The sequence below is a fragment of the Vibrio sp. 070316B genome, assembly GCF_013114115.1.
In the GTDB taxonomy this organism is placed as follows: Bacteria; Pseudomonadota; Gammaproteobacteria; order Enterobacterales; family Vibrionaceae; genus Vibrio; species Vibrio chagasii_B.
In genome coordinates this window covers 36128-57642 of record NZ_VTYC01000036.1, presented here as the reverse complement: position 1 = coordinate 57642, position 21515 = coordinate 36128, and the positions used below count along the sequence as shown (strand labels likewise).

The following is a 21515-nucleotide window of genomic DNA, read 5'->3' as shown; positions in this document are numbered from 1 at the left end:
ACTACTGTGTAATTTTAAAGCTATTACCATTCCAACAGAATGATAATGAATTGACTGTGCCGATAATAAATTATCGATTGGTCACTCAGTTCATTGAAATCAATTTGAAACCGAAGTTTCATTTTTTGATATTCATCAACGAGTGCCCACACAGATTGATAGGTTTAAATTGTTAAAGAGCGCTAGCGTTTTGTGATTAACATCTCAGTCGCTAGGGGTGCGTACTATACTCGCACCGTTTTTAGAGTCAAGGGTTATTTTCAAACTCTTTTTCTCTACCGATTTCGCTGTGTGACTTTCGTCTCACTCCGTGTCGGTGAGGCGGCATTATAGAGAGATTGAGAAGGAGCACAAGAGCTTTTTCAAATAAAAGTTTTGTTCGCCTAAAAAGCCACCAGATCCGCATTTTTCGAATAAAAACTAAACATTTGAGACGTATCACAGCAATACATTGGAAAAATGAAAGGCATGAACGTAAGATTCATGTGTCTATTTTGTTAATGGTAGATGCGTCTATTTCGTTTATTAATATGTAGTATTCCGATATGAACTCAAAAAAATCGATGTTGTTAATTGTCGCACTGGCTGTATTAGGCGGCATTGTTTTCTCTCAGGTAGATATATCGCCTGCAATTACCTTTATCCTTGGTGTCTTGGCTTCCGCTTTTGTTGTTAACTTTTCAAGCACCGACTCAAAATCAGATTCAGAACCTAAAGCTTCAACAAAAACGCTTTATGTGGGTAACCTTCCATACAAGGCGAACGAATCGCATGTTCGTGAATTATTCTCAGAACATGGTGAAGTGTTTGCAGTACGCTTAATGAAAGACAAGCGAACTGGTAAAAGAAGAGGCTTCGGATTTGTTGTTATGGCAAGTAATGATGTGAATCATGCAATCTCTGCCCTTAACGACAAAGATTACATGCAACGAACTTTAAAAGTACGTGTTGCGAATGATCCTAAGCATCCTGAAGCGGACGAATCTGAACAGAACTAAACCCTAACTGCTTCAACATACTATTTAGTGCACTTTCTTTCTTGGGAAGTGCACTACAAAAAACCTCTCTTACTCCCCCTTCTTCATGACCATCTTCTAAACCCAACAAATCTTGGACTCGTTTCGCTATCGCTTTACCCGAATCCACCAATGCCACACTTTCGCCTAATACTTGCTGAATCTCAGACTTTATCAGTGGGAAATGGGTACAGCCTAAAACAGCAACATCAATGGTATTAATCATCGGCTGAAGGATTTGCTTGAGCTCTTCTAAGTTGATTGCCTCTCCTCTGAGCTTATCTTCGGCCATATCCACCAGCCTCGTCGAGCCAAGAAGTTCAACCCTCTTATTAATTGAGAAGTTTTTGATCAGTTCGTGCGTGTATTCACGGGTAATGGTCGCCGGAGTAGCAATCAGCCCCACCGCTTTGTTTGCTAGCAAAGAAGCCGGCTTGATTGCCGGAACAACACCGACAATAGGGATAAGATTATTGGCTCTGAGTGTAGGTAAGACAATCGTGCTCGCTGTATTACAAGCTATCACTACGATATCTATCGCGTGACTAGCCACAAAACTGGCGACTATGCTCTGAACTCTTCTAATCAGAACCTGCTGATTGAGCTCACCATATGGGTAAGCTTCATTATCGAATACATAGATATAGTTATGATTAGGCAATAGCTGACTTATCTCTTTATAGACAGATAGCCCACCCACCCCTGAATCAAAGACCAATATGTTTTTTTGTAGACTATCCGACACGACGATTACCTATATGTAGTTTCGCAGCAATAATACCCCTTCACTTAGTTTTCGCCAATCTTCACGCTATAGAATACAAGCTCGATAACGTTGATGTACAAAACGCTCACCTTGCTCTATCGCTTCTAGTTCTATATCAAGCTTTCCTTTAAAGCATGGTGCAGAGGTCACTAAGGTATGGAATTCTCCATCTTCACCACACGGATCCACATGGTTAGGTAATCCCTCTATTAGTTCATTGGTATATTTCAACCCACAGTAGCTAATATCTAGTGCGTTGCTGTCTACTGTGACTAGAAAGGTTTCGATTTCTCTGTCTATTATCTCTCGAGCTAACGCCTTACTGCTCTCTCCCATGAGAGGGAACACACATTCCCAGCCAGCAGGTTCAATATAGCTTCTTCGGTAGTCGGCAATACCGTTACAAAACATGTCACCAAATGCCACGCTATCAATTGATAAGCCAGAATCTTTCAATGCAGAAACAATCGTACTTTGATAGACCTCATTACTTGGGAACACTTCCGGAAGCTCGATTGTGATAAGCGGCAAACCGATTAATTGCGCTTGCATGGCAACCACATCAATAGGAGTGACTTGGAAAGGAACTTCATCTCCAACATAGGTAGTATAGAGAGCAACAACTTCATACTCAGCACTCTCAAGCAAACGCTCTAGGGTTAAGGTGGAGTCTTTGCCTGATGACCAACTTATGACGACTTTCTTTTTCATTGATATACCCAATAATAAAAAACCGCCCGAGGGCGGTTTAGGTGTTAGTTAGAACTGGTAAGTAGCATTGACGTAATATGTACGCTCTGGCGATGGGTATCCACCAGCAGTTTCATACTCTTCGTCTGTTAAGTTATCTACTCGACCATTTAAGGTTAGGTTTTCATTCGCATAGTAGTTAACTGAAACATCGAACAAGCTATACGCGGCAAGATCTTCAGAGAAGTCAGGTCGCTCACCTACATATTGGTAACCTAGTGAAACATCAACCTCGTCGAAACTAGCCACTGCATTATACTTGTATATCTTCTTAGCTCGGCGTATTAGTTGCTCACCAGATTGATCTTCTGGGTCTTGAAAGTTAGCGCTCACTTGATGATTAATAAAGCTAGTATCAAATCCAACGACCATTTCCACACCACGCAGTTGGCTTTCGCCATCGGTATTGTAGTACTTGCTTGTTGCGTAGTTGTAATCAATTAGGTCTTCGACGTTCGTGTCATAGCCAGTAATCGACCAGTCAATACCCTTGATTAAGCCACCAAAGGTCAGCTCAAATGAATCTGCCTTTTCAGCTTCTAACTGTGCATTCCCGTAGTAGCTATATAGTTGATACAAGTTAGGTGCTTTGAAGGATGTACCATAAGCTGCTTTTACAACAAGCCACTCAGCATAACGATAGCCTAACCCTGTATTGTAAGTAGTTTCTGTACCAAACTGCTCATTGTCATCAACACGAAGACTCAATTCTCCGAACACTTTATCCGCATCTGCGTTTAATGCAGCGAAGTACGCAACATTCGTTCTGTCGTATTCAGTATTCGAAGGCTTAACAATATAAGCCTCATCACGCCAATCTACACCGCCACTAAGAGTCATTGCCGAAGTCAGTTTGTATGAATTCACCCATTGAACATTTAGCTGTTCAAGCTCATCAGATGTTGCTGACGCTGAGTTCTTGCCTAAAGCCTGTTCGTAGTTCCAGTTATCTTGATTCTGATAGTTAACTAGGAAATCAGACTTAAGTTCACTGCCACTATATTTAACACCAGCAGCAAAGGTAGAGTTCTGAACTTCTGCCTCTTTGTAAGAGTGGACAGGAGCTCCCGTTATATAGTCAACATACGAACCATCATATTGAGAGATAGTCTCAAACATGCGGAAGTTAGCAAAACCACTCCATTGCTGATCAAAGTTATGAACATAGCCAATAAGTGCATTGCGCGATTCAAAACCATGTCGGTCACCATCATTTATTCCCGACATAGGATGAACGTTGTATCCCTCATCGGAGTCATAGCCAACAGATACGTTTAAGTGACCATTTTCACCAACCTTAGTACCACTAACAAAGCTCAACTCTTCATAATCTAAGCTTCCGAGACCAGCACTTACTGCCGTTTTTTCATTGTCGGAATTTGCAACGGTAATAATGTTGATAACGCCACCGATAGCTTCAGAACCATACATAGCAGCACGGGCACCTCGAACGTATTCCACTCGATCGACAAATGTAATTGGTAATTGGCTAAAATCGACACCACCTTTTGCTGCTCGCGCAAAACGAATACCATCAATTAGAACAAGTACTTGATCAGAGTTAGCACCACGAACAAAGATCGAAGCTTGCTGACCTCGACCTCCATTTTGTGAAACCTGAATACCCGTCAATCGTCTAAACACATCTGTTAGAGACTTAGCTTGGATTCGATCGATATCTTGGCGTGTTACTACTTCAACTTGAGCGACAACACTTTCCGTGCTCTGCTCAAAACGGTTAGCCGTAACCACCATGGTTTCATCAGCAGATGCTTGTTGGGCGTGTAAATTGGAGATAGGTGAAAGCAGCGATGCTACAGCAACCGCTAAAAGGGATTTGTTCATGTTGTGATCCTAAATCGCGTAAATTCCTACCAAACCACATGTTATGGTTTAGCCGCTGGCAGGTATTCGGACTCAAGAGCACAACCTTATGGTTACCTGATATTCGACTTCCCACAAAAAGCTATTTGCAGTGTCTTATGAATACTCGTTCTCTTTTACCGCTGCGCGTCAGTTCTGGATTCACACCAGATTCCCTCTTCAGCCATCTATACATCTAAATGGCACCAGCTTGCCGAAGATAGTATTGACCTCTGAATCATTTGTCTAGTCTAAGATAGTTATAAGCTATAGTTTTCATGGCCTATTTACACTGATTGGCTCTCAACACTGGACAAGCGCCTGTGATTGAATAAAATCTGCGCTCTTGATTTAAAAGCACGACAGCAAAAGGCATAACAATGGCGAATTTAGATGTAAACCCGCAACGCTACCAAGAACAACTGGCAGAAAAGACTGAGCGTCTGACTGAAATGTTCTCAGAATATAATGTGCCTGAGCTGGAAGTGTACGAATCTCCAGAACAACACTACCGCATGCGTGCTGAGTTCCGCGTGTGGCATGAAGGTGACGATATGTATTACGTCATGTTCAATCAAGAAACTAAAGAAAAATACCGTGTAGACCAGTTCCCTGCTGCTAGCCGTCTTATCAATGACTTAATGCCTTTGTTAGTTGATGCAATGAAGGACAACCACTCTCTACGCCACAAGCTATTCCAAGTAGACTTCTTATCTACGCTTAGCGGTGAGATTTTGGTGTCTCTGCTTTACCACCGTCAACTAGGGGAGCAATGGATTCAAGATGCTAAAGCGCTAAAACAACAATTGAACGATGAAGGTTTCAACCTAAACCTGATTGGTCGTGCACGTAAGATGAAGATCGTATTAGACCGTGATTACGTTATTGAGAAACTAGACGTAAATGGCGATAGCTACATCTACCAACAAGTAGAGAACAGCTTCACTCAACCAAACGGTAAAGTGGCTGAGAAAATGTTGGAGTGGGCCGTTGACTGTACTCAAGACAGTAAAGGCGATCTACTAGAGCTTTACTGTGGTAACGGTAACTTCTCATTAGCACTGGCACAAAACTTCGAGCGTGTATTAGCGACTGAGCTAGCGAAACCATCAGTTGAATCAGCGCAATACAACATTGCAGCCAACAAGATTGATAATGTTCAGATCATCCGTATGTCTGCGGAAGACTTTACGGTAGCGATGGAAGGCAAACGTGAGTTCCGCCGTCTGCAACAAGCAAACATCGATTTGAAGAGCTACAACTGCAACACTATTTTTGTTGATCCACCACGTTCAGGTATGGATGTAGACACTTGTAAGATGGTTCAAGGCTACGAGCGCATCATGTACATCTCTTGTAACCCTGAAACATTGAAAGAGAACCTAGAAATCTTAAGCGAAACACACGATATTACTCGTTTTGCTCTGTTCGACCAGTTCCCTTACACACACCACATGGAAGCAGGCGTATTCCTAGAACGTAAAGCATAACACTCGCTTTCCTAATCTAGGTAAAAGCCAAACTGCAGATACAAAAAAACGAGCCAATCGGCTCGTTTTTTTATTTATAGGTTGGGTTAAGCTGTCTTACCGATAAAGCCTAACTTCTTACCTACCCAAGCGAGCAGTAGCATGGCAACGATAATCGCGAAAAAGTTAGAGCCCGCATCTGGGTGTTGTGCTTTGACAAACGCAGAGTGACCAAATGCGCCCACGAAGAAACACGCTAAACCAACTAGCGGGATATCTTCCGATACTGGGTTAGTGAGGTACTCTTGGTAAAGTGCTTGTACAGCTAAAACTAAAGCAATCAGTGGGAAGATTGAGAAGCCCACTTCGCTCATTGTTACCCAAGATAAAAGTGCATCGCCACACACACCAGCAATCAGAGCCAGTACCAGTGTTTTTCTTTCTGAGCCACGGTTTACAGTATTATTTTCATTCGACATTATTCTATCCCGCCTTTTAATCGGTTACGTTCACGTTCTTTACGATACCAAAAAGCCCCTTTGGCCATCATTCGCAATTGCATGATCAAGCGCTCAGCCAGTTCGTCTCGCTGACGTCGATCTAAATCTAATGCTTCTGCCCCTGAGTTAAAGACCAATATGACCGAAGCTTCTGCTTGCGTAAAAGCTTCATCTCGTGTCATGCCAGTCGTGATTAGGTATTCGGTTAACTCAGCAGAAAAGTGCTGTATCTCACGAGCCACCGCTGTACGAAACTCAAATGAAGTTCCTGAGCGCTCTCGCAATAACAGTCTGAATACGTTAGGGCTGCTTTCAATGAACTCCATAAAGGTTTCAACCGATGTGCGAATAACACTGCCTTCTTTTACTATACGCTGCCTAGCTTGACGCATTAGCTGGCGCAGTAGTAAGCCCCCCTCATCTACCATGGTTAAGCCAAGCTCATCCATATCTTTGAAGTGACGATAAAAGGAAGTCGGTGCTATTCCAGCCTCACGAGCGACTTCTCTCAAGCTTAGGTTGGAAAAACTACGATCGGCACTGAGTTGGCTAAATGCTGCATCGATTAAGCTGCGACGAGTTTTTTCTTTTTGCTGTGCGCGAATGCCCATTGGTTTCATACTTTATCAATTTCTTCTTTTACAGCCTAAACAGGCATGTCTAATACTCTGTTCAATATAACGCGAATCACTTATTTATATAAGATACTCCGGTTATATAAGACACCAAACACGCCTCTTTGTTCACGTACCGAAGTAAATACGTTCGCAGAAAAAATTTCAATATCCACACCGCCATTTGGAGACATACGACATACCAAAAATTATTTTTTCGCTAGCACTGCGTGATCCCGCCGACTCTCTGATGCCCTTTTCATGTACGCAAGAACAGAATCAGTTAAAATCCCGCTACAGCAATGTTAATCAAATATAACAAGGAAGATATCTATGCCACACTCCAACCACTTTGATGTAATCGTAATTGGTAGTGGCCCCGGAGGCGAAGGGGCAGCGATGGGATTAACCAAAGCCGGGTTGAACGTTGCAATCATTGAAAAAGAGAGCAGCGTTGGTGGTGGTTGTACCCACTGGGGAACCATTCCTTCGAAAGCTCTGCGTCATGCTGTAAGCCGTATTATCGAATTTAACAATAACCCTTTATTCTGTCAGAACAACAAAAGCATTCACTCGACGTTTTCCAACATTCTGGGGCATGCGAAATCCGTTATCGATAAACAGACTCGACTGCGTCAGGGCTTCTACGATCGTAACCAATGTACGCTGGTGTTTGGTACAGCTCGTTTCATTGATACCAACACTATTTCTGTAATGCAAAGTGATGGTACTGAAGAGCATTACAGTGCCGACAAGTTTGTCATTGCGACAGGTTCTCGTCCATATCAACCAGACAACGTCGATTTTCTACATGAACGTATCTACGACAGCGACTCGATTCTTTCTCTTAAACACGACCCGCAACACATCATCATCTATGGTGCCGGTGTTATAGGTTGTGAGTACGCGTCTATCTTCCGTGGTTTGGGCGTAAAGACCGATCTCATTAATACTCGAGACCGTCTGCTGTCATTCCTAGATAATGAAACCTCTGACGCACTTTCTTACCACTTCTGGAACAGCGGTGTGGTGATTCGTAACGATGAGACCTTTGAGAAAATCGAGGGCACTGACGATGGCGTTATCATTCACCTGGAGTCAGGCAAAAAGATGCGTGCTGACTGCTTGCTGTATGCCAATGGTCGAACCGGTAACACTGATAAACTGAATTTAGGCGCGGTTGGTCTAGAAGCGGACTCTCGTGGTCAAGTATCAGTGAATACCAATTACCAAACTAATGTTGACCATGTATACGCGGTCGGTGATGTGATTGGCTACCCTAGCCTAGCAAGTGCTGCTTATGACCAAGGTCGTTTTGTTGCACAAGCGATTGTTAAAGGTGAAGCGGAAGGTCACTTGATTGAAGATATCCCTACGGGAATCTATACCATTCCTGAAATCAGCTCAGTCGGTAAAACCGAGCAAGAGCTGACGGCAGCGAAAGTACCTTACGAAGTAGGACGCTCTTCATTCAAGCACTTAGCTCGCGCTCAAATCGCTGGTAAAGACATCGGCAGTTTGAAGATTCTGTTCCACCGTGAAACCAAAGAAATTCTAGGTATCCACGTATTTGGTGAGCGTGCCGCAGAAATCATTCATATCGGCCAGGCAATCATGGAGCAAAAAGGAGAAGCGAATACTATCGAGTACTTCGTTAATACCACCTTTAACTACCCTACAATGGCTGAGGCGTATCGTGTTGCCGCTCTTAACGGCCTCAACCGTTTGTTCTAAATAAAGAACTAGTAGGAGTATTTGACCACCCATAGGCCAAATACATAAACAGCAAGCCATGAGCTTGCTGTTTTTATTTAAGGTATTGAAATAGTATAGTAGCAAGAGTAATTAGATCATGATGTTCTAAATGCCATTTGGTCTGTACACCTTCTATTTATACCCATTAGAACTAGGCGAGAAATTCGCCCTTCTTCCACTGCGACACAAATAACACACCAAGACCTATACCACGCATTGCCATAAAGCTGAGCATCGCAAGCCACAGAGCATGATTTTCTAAGCTAGCCGCTAGGAAGAAAATCGCAAAGAAGCTGCAGGTCGCGACAAACATACTATTACGCATGTCCTTGCCTTTAGTTGCGCCAACAAAAATACCATCGAGTAAGAAGCACCACATTGAAACCAGTGGCATTGCGATCAACCAAGGCAGATACACCTCAGCTTGGCTTTTTACATCTGGGATGGTGGTGATCATATTAATTAGATTAGACCCAGCGATCGCGAACACTATGGTCAGAACCAAACAAATGTTGAAGCTCCAAAAGAAAGTACCAATCAACGACTGATTTAATTCATCTTTGTCTTTGGCTCCTATCGCCTTACCCACCATAGCTTCCATCGCATAGGCAAAGCCATCCATTCCGTAAGAAATGATCATCAAGAAACTCATCAATACCGCATTGGCTGCCACGACATCATCACCGAAGCTTGCCCCTTGGAAAGTCATGAAAGTGAACGTAGCTTGCAAGCACAAAGAGCGTAGGAAGATATCGCGATTCAGTTTTACGAAGCGGCTTAGACCTTGGCTGGTTTTCTTAATCAAAGCCCACGGTGATGGTAACTGTCTCTTTATCCAGATTCGATAAACGCAGATCAGTCCAAACGTTAGACCTGCATAGTCAGCCAATACCGATGCCAGTGCAGCACCTTCCACCTGCCAACCGAAACCAATCACAAAAACAACGTCCAACACGATATTGGTGATGTTAGTAATAATCACCATCCACATCGGCGCTTTTGCATTCTGAGTTCCAAGTAGCCAACCCAAAATAACGAAATTCGTCAGTGCTGCCGGTGCACTCCATGCTCGAATCGAGAAATACTGTTGGCCATAATGCTTCACTTGATCACTGGCACTACTTAATGAAAAAACCAGGTCAGCCACTAGGCCATGTAACAGTAAGAAGACACCAGCAAACCCGAGAGCCATAGTCGCGCCCTGCACGAAGACCAAACCAAGCTGCTTACCATCATTTGCACCGTAAGACTGCGCGGCAAGTCCGGTTGTCGACATACGTAAGAAACCAAGCAGCCAGAAAGTCACACTGATCATGGTGCCACCTAACGCAACACCACCTAAATACCAAGAATGTTCTAAGTGACCGATAACAGCAGCATCCACTAAACCCAGCAGTGGGACAGTAATATTAGAGAGCACCATCGGGATCGCGAGCAATAGCACTTGTTTGTGCATTGCTTGATTGGATAGCATTTGGAAAATAGTTTGGGGATTAAATAGCTTCACGACCACCTCTTTGATTAGAGGCGATAGTTTAACCTAGTGAGTGTGCTTTCACTATGTTGTGAGATTTTGGCTTATAACAGATGTAGCTTCGAGTATGTGTAAGTAGTGCTGCTCTAGCGCTACCACTTCACCAGTACCAGTTGCGGCGTTAAACGCTTTTTAACCTGAGAAATTTTGCACAATAGTCGCTGCCATAACTTCCAACGATTGCATTGCTGTTCTAAAGGCGAAAATGCTTTAACCCATTGCGCCCATGGTAGCCAATTAAGAATGCTGTCGACTGGAGAAGATAAGCCATGCGCATAGTCACCAGAGCCTAGCTTTTTCCCTAAAGTACTTGAGCTCTTATCTCCCGCTAACACAACACACGCATGCGCATGAGTAAAGTAACGGCTCAGCGATTGAATAAAGTGCGCGGTTTGCTGCTCATTGCAATCCAACAGTGCATGTTCACATACCACCATTACCGAAGCTTGCTCTGGAATATTGAGTTCATCCAACCATGTTAAGTCATCTACTGAGCCACACTCCAAGCGGTAGCGTTCATTTTTGTGGAACAAGCGTTGTCGCCAAAGTAGATTCTCGGTTACATCCAGCTCTACCCAGTGACAGCGGCCATTGTCTAATCGGTAAAAACGGGTGTCGAGCCCTGCTCCCACATTAATAATCCAAGCATCAGGATTGTGAGATAGAAATTGCTGAACTTGAGAGTCACAAAGTTGAGTCAATGTCGCGTAGAGAAGTTGTTGTTGGTCGAGTTCGCCAGTAAGGCACTCAGGTGCTAGCTGGCAACGCTTACAAGCTTGAGCTGCAATAGGGTCATAGACTAGGCCATCATCGGCAAGGCTTTCTCGGCTGCGAAACCAAAGGTGTTGAACGAGGTTTGTCGGAACTTGAAGTTCTTGGTGTGTAGATGCTTGATCAGCGGAAACCTTTTGATCAGAGGAGCGCGGCTTAGCTGTAAGCGGCTTTATTTGAGGCTTGGTTTGGATTGGCATCATCATCTTCCTTGTATCTCGACAAAGAAGATGATAATGAATATCAATTACAATAACAAGTTATTGAGAATAAATATCAATAAGATGTTTGTACTGATTACATCCAGTCCGTGTTGCGAATGATACCAACAGCAAGACCTTCAATAGACAAGTGCTGAGATTCTAGATCGACACGGATTGGAGAAAACTCTTCGTTTTCAGCATGTAACAGCACTGTCGAACCTTTGCGTTCTAGGCGTTTTACCGTTACATCATCATCAACACGAGCAACCACAACCTGACCGTCGCGGACGTCTTGTGTTTTGTGAACAGCAAGCAGATCGCCATCCATAATACCGATGTCTTTCATACTTTCGCCATTTACACGAAGTAAGAAGTCAGCTTGAGGTTTGAACATGCCTGGGTCAACTTGGTAATGCATTTCTACATGTTCTTGAGCCAAAATAGGCTCACCTGCGGCAACCTGACCGATCAAAGGCAGACCTTGCTCTTCGTTCGCTGCATCTTCAAGCAAAATACGAATACCACGAGACGCACCCGGGATAATCTCAATCGCCTCTTTACGAGCAAGAGCTTTCAAATGTTCTTCTGCAGCATTTGCAGAACGGAAGCCTAATTCACGGGCAATTTCTGCGCGTGTCGGTGGCATACCGGAATCTTCAATCTTACCTTTGATAAGGTCAAAGACTTGTTGTTGGCGGGGCGTTAACGGCTTCATGATTCACCTGTCTTTTTATACAGTTGACTGTGAGTATATCCAGTAACTGGACAAAAGCAAAGCAATTGGTTGTTTTTAGTTCATTTTTCGCTAATTACAAAACCAAGATCTCGAACCACACATAAGCCGCAAGCGCTAAACAGATGAAAACGGCTGCCGAACCGACATCTTTCGCCATTCCCGAAAGTTCATGATGTTCACTACCAATACGATCAACAACTGCTTCAATTGCAGTATTGATAAGCTCAACCACCATTACCAGCACGACCGATGACACCATTAAGATTCGCTCGACCTGGCTTACATCTAAGTAAAATGCTAACGGAATAAGAACCGTAGCCATAAAGACTTCTTGTCGAAATGCTGCCTCGTTTTTAAACGAACTTGTGATGCCTTGCCATGAAAAGCCTGCTGCTTTCACGATGCGTTTTAATCCGGTGTTTGATTTTTTGGTCATTTTTAACCCTATACTCAATCAGTCGATGAATGATATTCCACAAACTTAACGGCAATATGACTATTTCCATTAAAAGGTTAGACCAGTTTCTGGTATTCTTGCATCGATTAAATTTACGCCTAGGCTTATCCCTATTTTACTTGAAAGGGTTACCCTCTCTCATCATAGAAATAGAGATACGCTTAAGCACATTGAAATAACTATTGAGGCTGTGAACCTATATGTCTTCTGGACAATCTTTTTCACGTTCATTAATGAAGCTACCTTTATCCGTATTGGTAAAAGGCACATCAATCCCTTCGAATCCAGTTGAAGATTTGAACATTGATTTAGGCAAACCAATTGTATACGCCTTACCGTTTCGCTCAAGCGTCGACCTACTGACACTACAAAAGCATGCGCTAGAACTGGGATTACCGGATCCGCTAAGCAAGCTTGAAATCAGTGGTAAATCACTGCCACGCTACGTTTTTATCTCTTCACGCAAAACTCTGTTGCAAGACGATGATTACGTACCAGCCTCTTCTATTGAAGTCTTCTCTGAGCTACTTGCATTGCATGCAGACGACTCAGAGCTGGATGTGCAAGTTATCCCTGCAACCGTATTATGGGGCCGTAAGCCTGGTAAAGAGAATAACCAGAAGCCTTACCTACAAGCAATGAACGGCTTAGAAAAATCGAAAGCTGTACTACTCGCAGGCCGCGACTGCCTAGTGCGCTTCAGCCCTGTAGTATCTCTGCGTTACATGGCGAATTCACACGGTACCGACAGCACCATCGCACACAAGCTGGCGCGTGTAGCTCGAATCCACTTCTCTCGTCAAAAACTGGCAGCCTCTGGTCCTAACCTGCCAAGCCGTCAAGCATTGTTCGATCGCCTACTAAAATCAGAAGCGATCAAGAAGGCGATTGAAGACGAAGCGAAGTCAAAGAACATCTCCATCGAGAAAGCGAGCAAAGAAGCTCAAGACATCATGGATGAGATCGCAGCGAACTTCTCTTACTCACTGATCAAACGTGGCGAGAAGATTCTAGGTTGGTTGTGGAACAAGCTTTACCAAGGCCTACATATCAACAACGCTTCAACCGTTCGTAAGCTAGCACAAGATGGTCACGAGATTGTTTATGTCCCTTGTCACCGCAGCCATATGGACTATTTACTGTTGTCTTACGTGCTTTACCATGAAGGTATGGTGCCTCCGCATATCGCTGCCGGTATCAACTTGAATTTCTTTCCTGCCGGCCCGATTTTCCGTCACGGTGGTGCGTTCTTCATTCGTCGTAGCTTTAAAGGTAATAAGCTGTACTCAACGATCTTCCGTGAATACCTCGCAGAGCTGTTCGCTAAAGGTTACTCGGTGGAGTACTTTAGTGAAGGTGGCCGTTCTCGCACCGGTCGTCTGTTACAAGCGAAAACCGGTATGTTAGCGATGACGATTCAGGCAATGCTGCGCGGCATGAACCGCCCAGTAACGCTCGTGCCTGTTTACATCGGCTACGAGCACGTAATGGAAGTGGCGACTTACGCGAAAGAACTACGTGGTAAGCGTAAAGAGAAAGAAAACGCGAGCCTAGTAATTCGTACTATCCGTAAGCTACGTAACTTTGGTAAAGGCTACGTGAACTTCGGTGAGCCGATTCAACTTAACCAATACCTAAATGAACACTCTCCAGAGTGGACGAAAGACATCGACCCAATGGGTACCAGCAAGCCACAATGGATGACACCTGTGGTTAATGACTTGGCAACCAAGATGATGACACACATCAACGATGCGGCAGCGACCAACGCACTGACACTATGTGCAACCGCTCTGCTTGCCTCACGTCAGCGTGCATTGTCTCGTGACTCTCTGGTTTCTCAGATCAATTGCTACCTGTCTCTACTTAACAATGTGCCTTACTCAGACACATTTACGGTACCGAAAGACAGCGCGGAAGAGTTAGTGAAACATGCAGAATCTCTGAACAAGTTCTTAATTGAGTCAGACTCAATGGGTGACATCATTTCACTAGACCGTCACCAGTCTATTCTGATGACTTACTACCGCAACAACATCATTCACTTGTTTGCTCTGCCATCGTTAATTGCTCAGATGACCATTCGTCAGCACGGCCTAACGATCGATGCGATTCAACAGAACGTAGCGGCAATCTACCCGTTCTTGAAGAAAGAGCTGTTCCTAAGCTACGACGAAGATCAGCTAGAGACTGTAGTTGCAAACATCATCGATGAATTGGTTAGCCAAGGTATGCTTGTTGTGTCTGACAACCAAGTCACCATTAACCAGTCAAACAGCCAAGCACTGATGCTACTAGGTCGCACGATCTCAGAAACACTTCAGCGTTACTCGATTGCTCTGAACCTATTGGCAGAGAATCCGGAGCTGGATAAATCTGACCTTGAGCAGAAGAGCCAAGATATTGCACAACGTCTAGGTCGCCTGCAAGGTATCAACGCACCTGAGTTCTTCGATAAAGGTGTATTTGCTTCGATGTTTGCTACGCTCAAACAGCAGCAATACCTGGACAACGACGGTAACTGCGATTTAGAAAAGACTCAGCAGTTCGCTAAGCTTCTTTACTCAATGCTTTACCCAGAAGTTCGCTTGACGATTCAAGAGAGCATCCACCAAGCAGAATAGTTTGTTGGTTAACTCGCTTTAAGCGCTCAGCTGAAAACGATCAAAAAAGGCACCCACTGTGGGTGCCTTTTTATTTGTGTTCATGTTGCCAAACCATCGCTTACCAAAAAGTGATGAACAAACCGATGGTGACGGCCATTCCTACATAATTGTTATTAAGGAAAGCCTGGAAGCATAAATCTCTATCGCGATGACGCATCAGGTGTTGTTGATAAACAAACAAACCACCTGCTACCAACAGTGCCCAGTAGAAAGTATCACCTAGGTGGTAATGCATGCCTAACGCAATCAACATCGCTAAAGTCACTAACTGCAGTGAGCCAACAATCAGTTTGTCAAAACGGCCAAATAAAATCGCCGTCGATTTAATACCAATCTTCAGGTCGTCATCTCGATCAACCATCGCATATTGCGTGTCATAAGCGATTGTCCACAGTGCGTTAATCACGAATATAAACCACACAATGCTTGGTAGCTCATTGGTTTGCGCAGCCCATGCCATTGGAATCGCCCAGCTAAACGCCAAACCAAGGAACAACTGTGGAAGATGCGTAAAACGCTTCATGAAAGGGTAAATGAACGCTAGGCCCACCCCAATGAAAGAGAGCTTAATGGTCAGCGGATTCATAGTCAGTACTAACAAGAATGAAATCACGGCTAGCACTAAAAAAAGGATAACGGCTTCTTTACTCGACACCAAACCTGACGGCAGTGGACGCTGCTTGGTACGCTTTACATGACCATCCACCTTACGGTCAGCAAAATCATTAATCACGCAGCCTGCTGAGCGCATTAGTACAACACCCAACACAAATACGACCAAGACATCCAAATCTGGCATACCTTGTGCGGCGATAATCAACGACCATAACGTAGGCCAAAGGAGTAACAAGGTACCAATCGGGCGATTCATTCGCGTTAATTGCCAGTACGCTTTCGCTTTGGTGGCAAGCATTTACACACTCTCCTTAGAGTAAATGGGTGATGTTGGTAAAAACAGTTCTGCTACAAGCATCGGTTTATGGTTCATCCATAATCGAGAGCGGCGTGCGAGTAATCGTTCGTCGCCAGCGATAACCCAACCGACTTGCAGCGCGTCTCGCTCGACGTTCTCCGCACTAAAAACGGTCAACCCTAACGGGACATTACCTTGTTGAGAAAGGTCTGAATGCTGATCTTCTAATGTCACTCGAGGAATTAAGGTTCGGCCTAATACCCATGGTTCATCATCCCCATTCAAAATTACTTTGCGAAGTAAGCAATCAGACGATGATAAAAGGTGCTGCTCATCTTGTTGCACAATTGAGCGTTCTACAACTTGATTGTGAAGCAACTCCACAGACAGATGTTGGCAACACTTACCCAACTTACGGGAAAGAGAACCTTGCTCCATCAGCCACTCTTTGGTGGTTTCATTAGGAAAATCAAATGTTTCTGTACTTTGCCAATCTACATTCATTAAAGAATTAAGATACAGCGATATTGGCTGATTCATACTAGTATTCAATAGGTGACTTTACACGTACAATAAAGCTTCAACTTTCGAACAAAATTAAAGCGTCTTCGAATTGTAAACGTATTTAGATTTAGACCGTTCATTGTAACAAGACTAATGCGTTTCGAATATCGCGAATAAACTAAAGAAAAGTCACAAATATGCACAAACGTTATGTAGCCCAAATATTTCTTGCGATTACTCTACTCTTTTCAGCATCAAGTTTCGCAGAAGAGGAATCGGAACCTAAACTAGCCTACTTCACGCTAGAACCAGACCTGACCACCAATTTTTACACTAAAGGTAAAAAACTGGGCTACATTCAAGTTCGTCTCGATATCATGGTGGCGAATAGCAAAGATTTAGCAACCATCGAGCATCACCAACCATTGATTCGTGATGCAGTAATCGAGCTATTGGGCAAACAAAACGAAGAGACGATTAAGTCACTGTCCGGTCGTGAAGATTTAAGAAAAACGTTAGTTGAGCATCTCAACAAGATTTTACTTCCTGAGACGGGCAAAACCCTGATTGCGGATTTGCTGTTTACCAAATACCTCTATCAGTAACAGCGGGTATAAAACGAATCTAAAAAAAGCGGCTCATTTGGCCGCTTTTTTTGTTTCTATCGATGCTAGGAACTAACTTCTTGCCGATTTCGGCGCTTTCATTGAATCAACGAAACCGATAATCACACCCGCCGCTAGACCCGCTAGGTGAGCGGTATTGGCGATCGCCATAAATGGCTGCATGTACCCAAGTACCAACCACACCAGCATAAAGCCAACGATCTGTCTTGGGATTCCCAAACCAAGTTGCGGTGCTTTTGCGCCCACCACCCACAGGTAGCCAACCAGGGCATACACAACACCAGATAAGCCACCGAAGTTGGCCCCTTCAACCCAGTATTGCCCAGCTCCCGACAACGCCGAAGAGACTGCAAAGATCTGAAGTAGCTTAAGACCACCTAACTTTTTCTCAATATCTCCACCCAGTTGCCACCACCACAAAATATTGAAAGCGATGTGCATAACCGAGAAATGAAGCACGGCATGGCTCAACCAACGCCACAATTGCCACTGCTGCCCGTCCACCGCAGGGAAGTGCAACGCATTAAAAATAGCTTGGCCAAAACCGATCTGCTGCAGTGCAAAAATCACCACACAAACCAACATGATGCTGAGTGTCACAGGACCAGCCTTGGCTTTTATCATCCCCATGAAGCTAGGCGTGTGATAATGGAAGTGACTCTTTCTAGTCTCAGCCATATCCCAAGAAGCCGCTTGGTAGCGCTTATGATTGGGTTCCGACAAGAAGCGGTTGAGCTCCGCTTCAGTTTCAACTTGAAACTGGCCATCAAGCAGCCAAAGCGCAAAGCGCCCTTCTCCCTCAGGTGACATCTGAATAGGTATCTGGCGAGAGGCCATGTAATCAATAAATGCTTGAGCAAGACGTGGATTATCTAACACCATCAGTCTAATCATTGTTATTTCCTATTCATGCTATGAGAGATGTTTAAGCGATAAAGGTCATTAGCCAGCAATCACAGGAAGTTCAGCACGGTGCCATGCTTCGAAACCACCATCAACACTATATACCTCTTCAAAGCCTTGGTTCACTAAATATTGTGCCGCACCTTGGCTACTAATGCCGTGGTAACACATTACCAAAATAGGTTGTTCAAACTCCACCTCATCCATAAACGAGACCATAGTGTCATTTGTTAGGTGATAAGCGTTTTTTGAGTGAGCAACCGCGAAAGATTGCGGGTCGCGGATATCAACAAGTCGAGCTTGGCCTTGTTCAATAAGGGCCTGAGCACCTTGCACGTCGATATGTTTAAACTGGTCCATGACTTTCTCTTTTTATACTGATTTACTTTGCTGCCATTGTAACCTATCCCAAGGCTAACAATCACATCCACTTAATAAGGTTATCCACCAGCGATCACTTTTACACCATTTGTGGATAAATCTGTGAATTGCGTGAATAAAGTGCCTTTGAAAAAATAGATCCACAACATGTAGTGATGATCCTGATCTAACTGTGGGTTAACTAAAACATATCCCCACTCAAAAAACACGCTCAAAGCCTTACTACACCCTGCTTTTAGACAGCTGACGAATAAACTTGTCACAGAGTTATCCACAAAATCATTTTGCAAATTACGATCGCAAAAGTTGAGAATTCGATCCAAAACAAAAAGGCCGAGATCTCTCGATCTCGGCCTTTTCAAAATTCAGTTTTTTGCTAGCTACTATTTAGAAACTAAGTGCTATTAGAAATCGCCAACGGCTTGTTTCAATTTCTTCATCGCATTCTTTTCTAACTGGCGAACACGCTCTGCTGAGATACTGTAGGTATCCGCTAAGTCTTGCAGCGTTGCTTTATTGTCATCTAACCAACGTGAGCGAACAATGTGTTGGCTACGCTCATCTAGGCTTGCTAGTGCTAGACCTAAACGGTTATTGGTGTGAGACTCCCAGTTAGATGCTTCAACCGTTTCAGCAACGTCTGACGCTTTATCTTCTAGGTAGTAAACCGGAGCTGTGTAAGCAGAACCGCCGTCATCGTCATCCATTGGTGCTTCAAACGTTGCATCTTGCGCTGCCAAGCGAGATTCCATCTCACGAACTTCAGAGGGCTCAACACCCAGTTCACGAGCGACTGTCTCAACTTCACCGTTATTAAACCAACCTAAACGCTTTTTAGATTTACGAAGGTTAAAGAACAGTTTGCGCTGTGCCTTAGTTGTCGCAATCTTAACGATACGCCAGTTACGCAGAACGTACTCATGAATCTCAGCTTTGATCCAGTGAACTGCGAAAGAAACCAATCGAACGCCAACCTCTGGGTTGAAACGCTTAACGGCTTTCATTAGACCGATGTTACCTTCTTGAACGAGATCAGCCATAGGCAGCCCGTAGCCAGAGTAACCTCTTGCAACGTGCACCACGAATCGTAGGTGTGAAAGGATCAAGCCTTTCGCAGCGTCGATCTCACCTTTGTAATGTAATCGCTCTGCAAGTCCACGTTCCTCTTCAGGCGTCAGCATTGGGTAGCTGTTCGCTGAGCGGATATAGCTGTCTAAACTATCTTGTGTGACTAAAGCCATTTGATACGCTTGGTTTGCCATTCGGTTCCTCATCAATCTCTGATCTGGAGTAGTACATCTATTAAAACCCAACAATCTTGAACCTAAAATGAACAGGTTTCAAGAAGGGGGAAGTAATTATGCATAATCAATTCGTCTATACAAGGCAAAAACTGGTTAAGAAGTGCCTATTTTTCGTCTAAATATGACTCTATTCACCTAAACAGGTTCAATTTCTTTTAGGTGACGCTGTGCAGAAAGCTTCGCAGCCACACTACCCAGCAGGGTTCCAACGATCAAAAGCAGTAAAGATTCATCCCAGCTTAGGCCAATTAAGCGGAAGTGGCTGTCGTAAAGCTGAGCCAAGTCATCCACTGCGCTGTTCAGTAACACGGTAATTAATGCCGTCATTACCCATGCGCTAATCGAACCTAATACGCCGAACCACATACCTGAATATAGATATGGTCGAAGAATGTAGCTGTCGGTGGCACCAATCAGCTTCATGGTTTGAATCTCTTCCTTATGCGCCAACACATTAAATCGTAATGTGTTGCCGATAATCAAAAACACAGCGCCTAACATCAATACCGTTAGGGTAATGACGATGACAGCGGCTAGCGCTTTAATCGCGTCTAATCTTGCTAACCAATCTTCGTCTAAACGAACATCAGTCACTAATTCTTGTTTTTTAACTTGGCCTGCCAGCTCTTTGATTTGAGCATCGCTTTGTACGCTTGGTGTTATCACTAACACGCCTGGCAGTGAATAGTCGTCGAGAATAGTTAGGGCATCATCAAAGCCAGAATACTGGCTGAGGTCAGCAAGCCCTTGTTGAGGTGAAATGTACTCCACCAGCTCAACTTGCTCCCAACTCTCGATTTCATCCTTAAGCACCATCACTCGAGGCTCAGGAATGCCATCCTCTACATAAGCACTAATTTGTGACGGGCTGGTGACATCTTTTGCCACTTCACCTACGTTTTTCCCTAGTAGGTACAAACACGCAGGCATTGCTAAAGCCATAGAAATAACCGCAAGCGTCAGTAAGTTACCTAACGGACGTTGCCACATCTGCGAGAACGATGACTTAGCTTGCTTCCAATGCACCACGAAGAAACCGTCACTTGAAGTGCGGTTTGTAGCGCGATTAGATTGAGGTTTTTTGATGCGCTTATTAGCGGCCATAGTCTTCAACCTCACTCAAAAAGCCTTGGTTTAATTCAAGATGACGGTATTGAGGGCGAGTGTTCACTAACCCGATATCGTGCGTCGCTAGGATGATCGTCACACCGGCACGGTTAAACTCTTCAAACAGTCGCAATACGCGGTTAGATAATTCCGGGTCTAGGTTACCCGTAGGCTCATCCGCAAGCAGCAGAGTTGGGCGGTTGACCACAGCACGGGCAATGCCCACTCGTTGCTGTTCACCACCAGAAAGCTGGCTTGGCAAACAGCGTGCTTTATCTAATAAGCCAGTCTTGTCCAACGCAGCACTGACTCGGCGCTTTATTTCATTTTCAGAAATAGATTCGATACGCATAGGCAGAGCAACGTTATCGAAGATAGAGCGATCCATCAGCAGACGATGGTCTTGAAAGACAATCCCAATATTACGACGTAAGAATGGGATGTCTTTAGCAGGAATACGAGTGATATCGTGATCGTTGAACCAGACACGCCCATCAGTCGGGCGCTCAATCGCGCAAATCAACTTCAGCAAGGTACTTTTACCTGCACCGGAATGCCCGCCTAAAAATGCCATCTCTCCACGTTTGAGATGGAAATCCACTTTTTGGAGTGCTTGGCGTCCGCCTCGGTAGGCTTTGCTCACTTGCTGAAATTTGATCACCGAAAATTCCTCTTAC

At 44.2% G+C, this 21515-nt stretch carries 21 protein-coding genes and 1 riboswitch; of the genes, 5 read left to right on the top strand and 16 right to left on the bottom strand.

Annotation, left to right across the window (positions count from 1 at the left end; translation table 11 throughout):
* Window positions 1–545: 545 nt before the first annotated feature.
* The gene (locus F0251_RS20890) at window positions 546–998 is read left to right on the top strand and encodes an RNA-binding protein (RefSeq protein ID WP_102425826.1); all 453 of its coding nucleotides are present in this window, start codon (window positions 546–548) and stop codon (window positions 996–998) included.
* Here the strand turns inward: F0251_RS20890 and murI are convergent.
* Genes murI through btuB form a run of 3 tightly spaced genes read right to left on the bottom strand, consistent with a single transcriptional unit; the run spans window position 961 to window position 4377 of the window.
* The gene (gene murI / locus F0251_RS20885; RefSeq protein ID WP_205416605.1) at window positions 961–1767 is read right to left on the bottom strand and encodes a glutamate racemase; all 807 of its coding nucleotides are present in this window, start codon (window positions 1765–1767) and stop codon (window positions 961–963) included. The genes F0251_RS20890 and murI overlap by 38 nt on opposite strands.
* Before the next feature lie 60 nt (window positions 1768–1827).
* The gene (locus tag F0251_RS20880) at window positions 1828–2493 is read right to left on the bottom strand and encodes an ATPase (protein WP_105057896.1); all 666 of its coding nucleotides are present in this window, start codon (window positions 2491–2493) and stop codon (window positions 1828–1830) included.
* Window positions 2494–2541: 48 nt separating this feature from the next.
* Window positions 2542–4377 carry a TonB-dependent vitamin B12 receptor gene (btuB, locus tag F0251_RS20875; protein ID WP_105057897.1) on the bottom strand — a complete coding sequence of 612 codons (1836 nt, stop codon included), beginning with the start codon at window positions 4375–4377 and terminating at the stop codon, window positions 2542–2544.
* A 39-nt stretch (window positions 4378–4416) separates the two neighbouring features.
* Window positions 4417–4621, bottom strand: a riboswitch (cobalamin riboswitch).
* A 154-nt stretch (window positions 4622–4775) separates the two neighbouring features.
* Between btuB and trmA the strand changes: the two genes are divergently transcribed.
* Entirely contained in the window at window positions 4776–5885 is a 1110-nt protein-coding gene (trmA, locus tag F0251_RS20870) for a tRNA (uridine(54)-C5)-methyltransferase TrmA (protein WP_055318286.1), read from the top strand.
* Between the two features lie 86 nt (window positions 5886–5971).
* Here trmA and F0251_RS20865 read toward each other — a convergent pair whose 3' ends face one another.
* Together F0251_RS20865 and fabR are read right to left on the bottom strand one after the other, a co-directional pair.
* Window positions 5972–6343 (bottom strand): YijD family membrane protein, encoded by a 372-nt coding sequence (locus F0251_RS20865; protein ID WP_004740556.1) that lies wholly within the window; start codon window positions 6341–6343, stop codon window positions 5972–5974.
* A complete protein-coding gene (fabR, locus tag F0251_RS20860) occupies window positions 6343–6984 on the bottom strand; it encodes an HTH-type transcriptional repressor FabR (protein ID WP_004740554.1) in 642 nt (213 codons plus the stop codon). Before fabR ends, F0251_RS20865 begins: the two co-directional genes overlap by 1 nt.
* Before the next feature lie 327 nt (window positions 6985–7311).
* Here fabR and sthA point away from each other — a divergent pair, with 327 nt between their 5' ends.
* Window positions 7312–8712 (top strand): Si-specific NAD(P)(+) transhydrogenase, encoded by a 1401-nt coding sequence (sthA, locus tag F0251_RS20855; RefSeq protein WP_105057898.1) that lies wholly within the window; start codon window positions 7312–7314, stop codon window positions 8710–8712.
* 172 nt (window positions 8713–8884) lie between these two features.
* On the opposite strand, the gene dinF is transcribed toward sthA, so the two are convergent.
* The 4 genes from dinF to F0251_RS20835 all read right to left on the bottom strand — a co-directional run bounded on the left by dinF (window position 8885) and on the right by F0251_RS20835 (window position 12413).
* Window positions 8885–10240 carry an MATE family efflux transporter DinF gene (dinF, locus tag F0251_RS20850; protein WP_171731728.1) on the bottom strand — a complete coding sequence of 452 codons (1356 nt, stop codon included), beginning with the start codon at window positions 10238–10240 and terminating at the stop codon, window positions 8885–8887.
* A 119-nt stretch (window positions 10241–10359) separates the two neighbouring features.
* The gene (locus tag F0251_RS20845; RefSeq protein WP_105057899.1) at window positions 10360–11238 is read right to left on the bottom strand and encodes a class I SAM-dependent methyltransferase; all 879 of its coding nucleotides are present in this window, start codon (window positions 11236–11238) and stop codon (window positions 10360–10362) included.
* Between the two features lie 97 nt (window positions 11239–11335).
* The gene (lexA, locus tag F0251_RS20840) at window positions 11336–11956 is read right to left on the bottom strand and encodes a transcriptional repressor LexA (RefSeq protein WP_004740541.1); all 621 of its coding nucleotides are present in this window, start codon (window positions 11954–11956) and stop codon (window positions 11336–11338) included.
* A gap of 94 nt (window positions 11957–12050) precedes the next feature.
* Window positions 12051–12413, bottom strand: a complete 363-nt coding sequence (locus tag F0251_RS20835; protein WP_061034231.1) for a diacylglycerol kinase — start codon at window positions 12411–12413, stop codon at window positions 12051–12053.
* A gap of 221 nt (window positions 12414–12634) precedes the next feature.
* Between F0251_RS20835 and plsB the strand changes: the two genes are divergently transcribed.
* Window positions 12635–15058 carry a glycerol-3-phosphate 1-O-acyltransferase PlsB gene (plsB, locus tag F0251_RS20830; RefSeq protein ID WP_171731727.1) on the top strand — a complete coding sequence of 808 codons (2424 nt, stop codon included), beginning with the start codon at window positions 12635–12637 and terminating at the stop codon, window positions 15056–15058.
* Between the two features lie 100 nt (window positions 15059–15158).
* Here plsB and ubiA read toward each other — a convergent pair whose 3' ends face one another.
* Both ubiA and F0251_RS20820 read right to left on the bottom strand, forming a co-directional pair.
* A complete protein-coding gene (ubiA, locus tag F0251_RS20825; RefSeq protein ID WP_008224247.1) occupies window positions 15159–16013 on the bottom strand; it encodes a 4-hydroxybenzoate octaprenyltransferase in 855 nt (284 codons plus the stop codon).
* Window positions 16014–16553 carry a chorismate lyase gene (locus F0251_RS20820; RefSeq protein ID WP_162884274.1) on the bottom strand — a complete coding sequence of 180 codons (540 nt, stop codon included), beginning with the start codon at window positions 16551–16553 and terminating at the stop codon, window positions 16014–16016. It abuts the gene before it with no gap.
* Between the two features lie 161 nt (window positions 16554–16714).
* On the opposite strand from F0251_RS20820, the gene F0251_RS20815 reads away from it, so the two are divergent.
* Window positions 16715–17122, top strand: coding sequence for a flagellar basal body-associated protein FliL (locus F0251_RS20815; RefSeq protein WP_004740536.1), 408 nt, complete (start codon window positions 16715–16717; stop codon window positions 17120–17122).
* Between the two features lie 72 nt (window positions 17123–17194).
* Here the strand turns inward: F0251_RS20815 and glpG are convergent, their stop codons facing one another.
* The 5 genes from glpG to ftsE form a co-directional block, all read right to left on the bottom strand.
* On the bottom strand, window positions 17195–18037 hold the full coding sequence (gene glpG / locus F0251_RS20810; RefSeq protein ID WP_171731726.1) for a rhomboid family intramembrane serine protease GlpG: 843 nt from the start codon (window positions 18035–18037) through the stop codon (window positions 17195–17197).
* Between the two features lie 48 nt (window positions 18038–18085).
* On the bottom strand, window positions 18086–18406 hold the full coding sequence (gene glpE / locus F0251_RS20805) for a thiosulfate sulfurtransferase GlpE (protein ID WP_171731725.1): 321 nt from the start codon (window positions 18404–18406) through the stop codon (window positions 18086–18088).
* A gap of 425 nt (window positions 18407–18831) precedes the next feature.
* Entirely contained in the window at window positions 18832–19689 is an 858-nt protein-coding gene (gene rpoH, locus F0251_RS20800) for an RNA polymerase sigma factor RpoH (RefSeq protein WP_004740532.1), read from the bottom strand.
* 177 nt (window positions 19690–19866) lie between these two features.
* Window positions 19867–20835, bottom strand: a complete 969-nt coding sequence (ftsX, locus tag F0251_RS20795; protein ID WP_105057902.1) for a permease-like cell division protein FtsX — start codon at window positions 20833–20835, stop codon at window positions 19867–19869.
* On the bottom strand, window positions 20825–21499 hold the full coding sequence (gene ftsE / locus F0251_RS20790; RefSeq protein ID WP_004740528.1) for a cell division ATP-binding protein FtsE: 675 nt from the start codon (window positions 21497–21499) through the stop codon (window positions 20825–20827). The genes ftsX and ftsE overlap by 11 nt, the downstream gene beginning before the upstream one ends.
* Window positions 21500–21515: the final 16 nt, after the last annotated feature.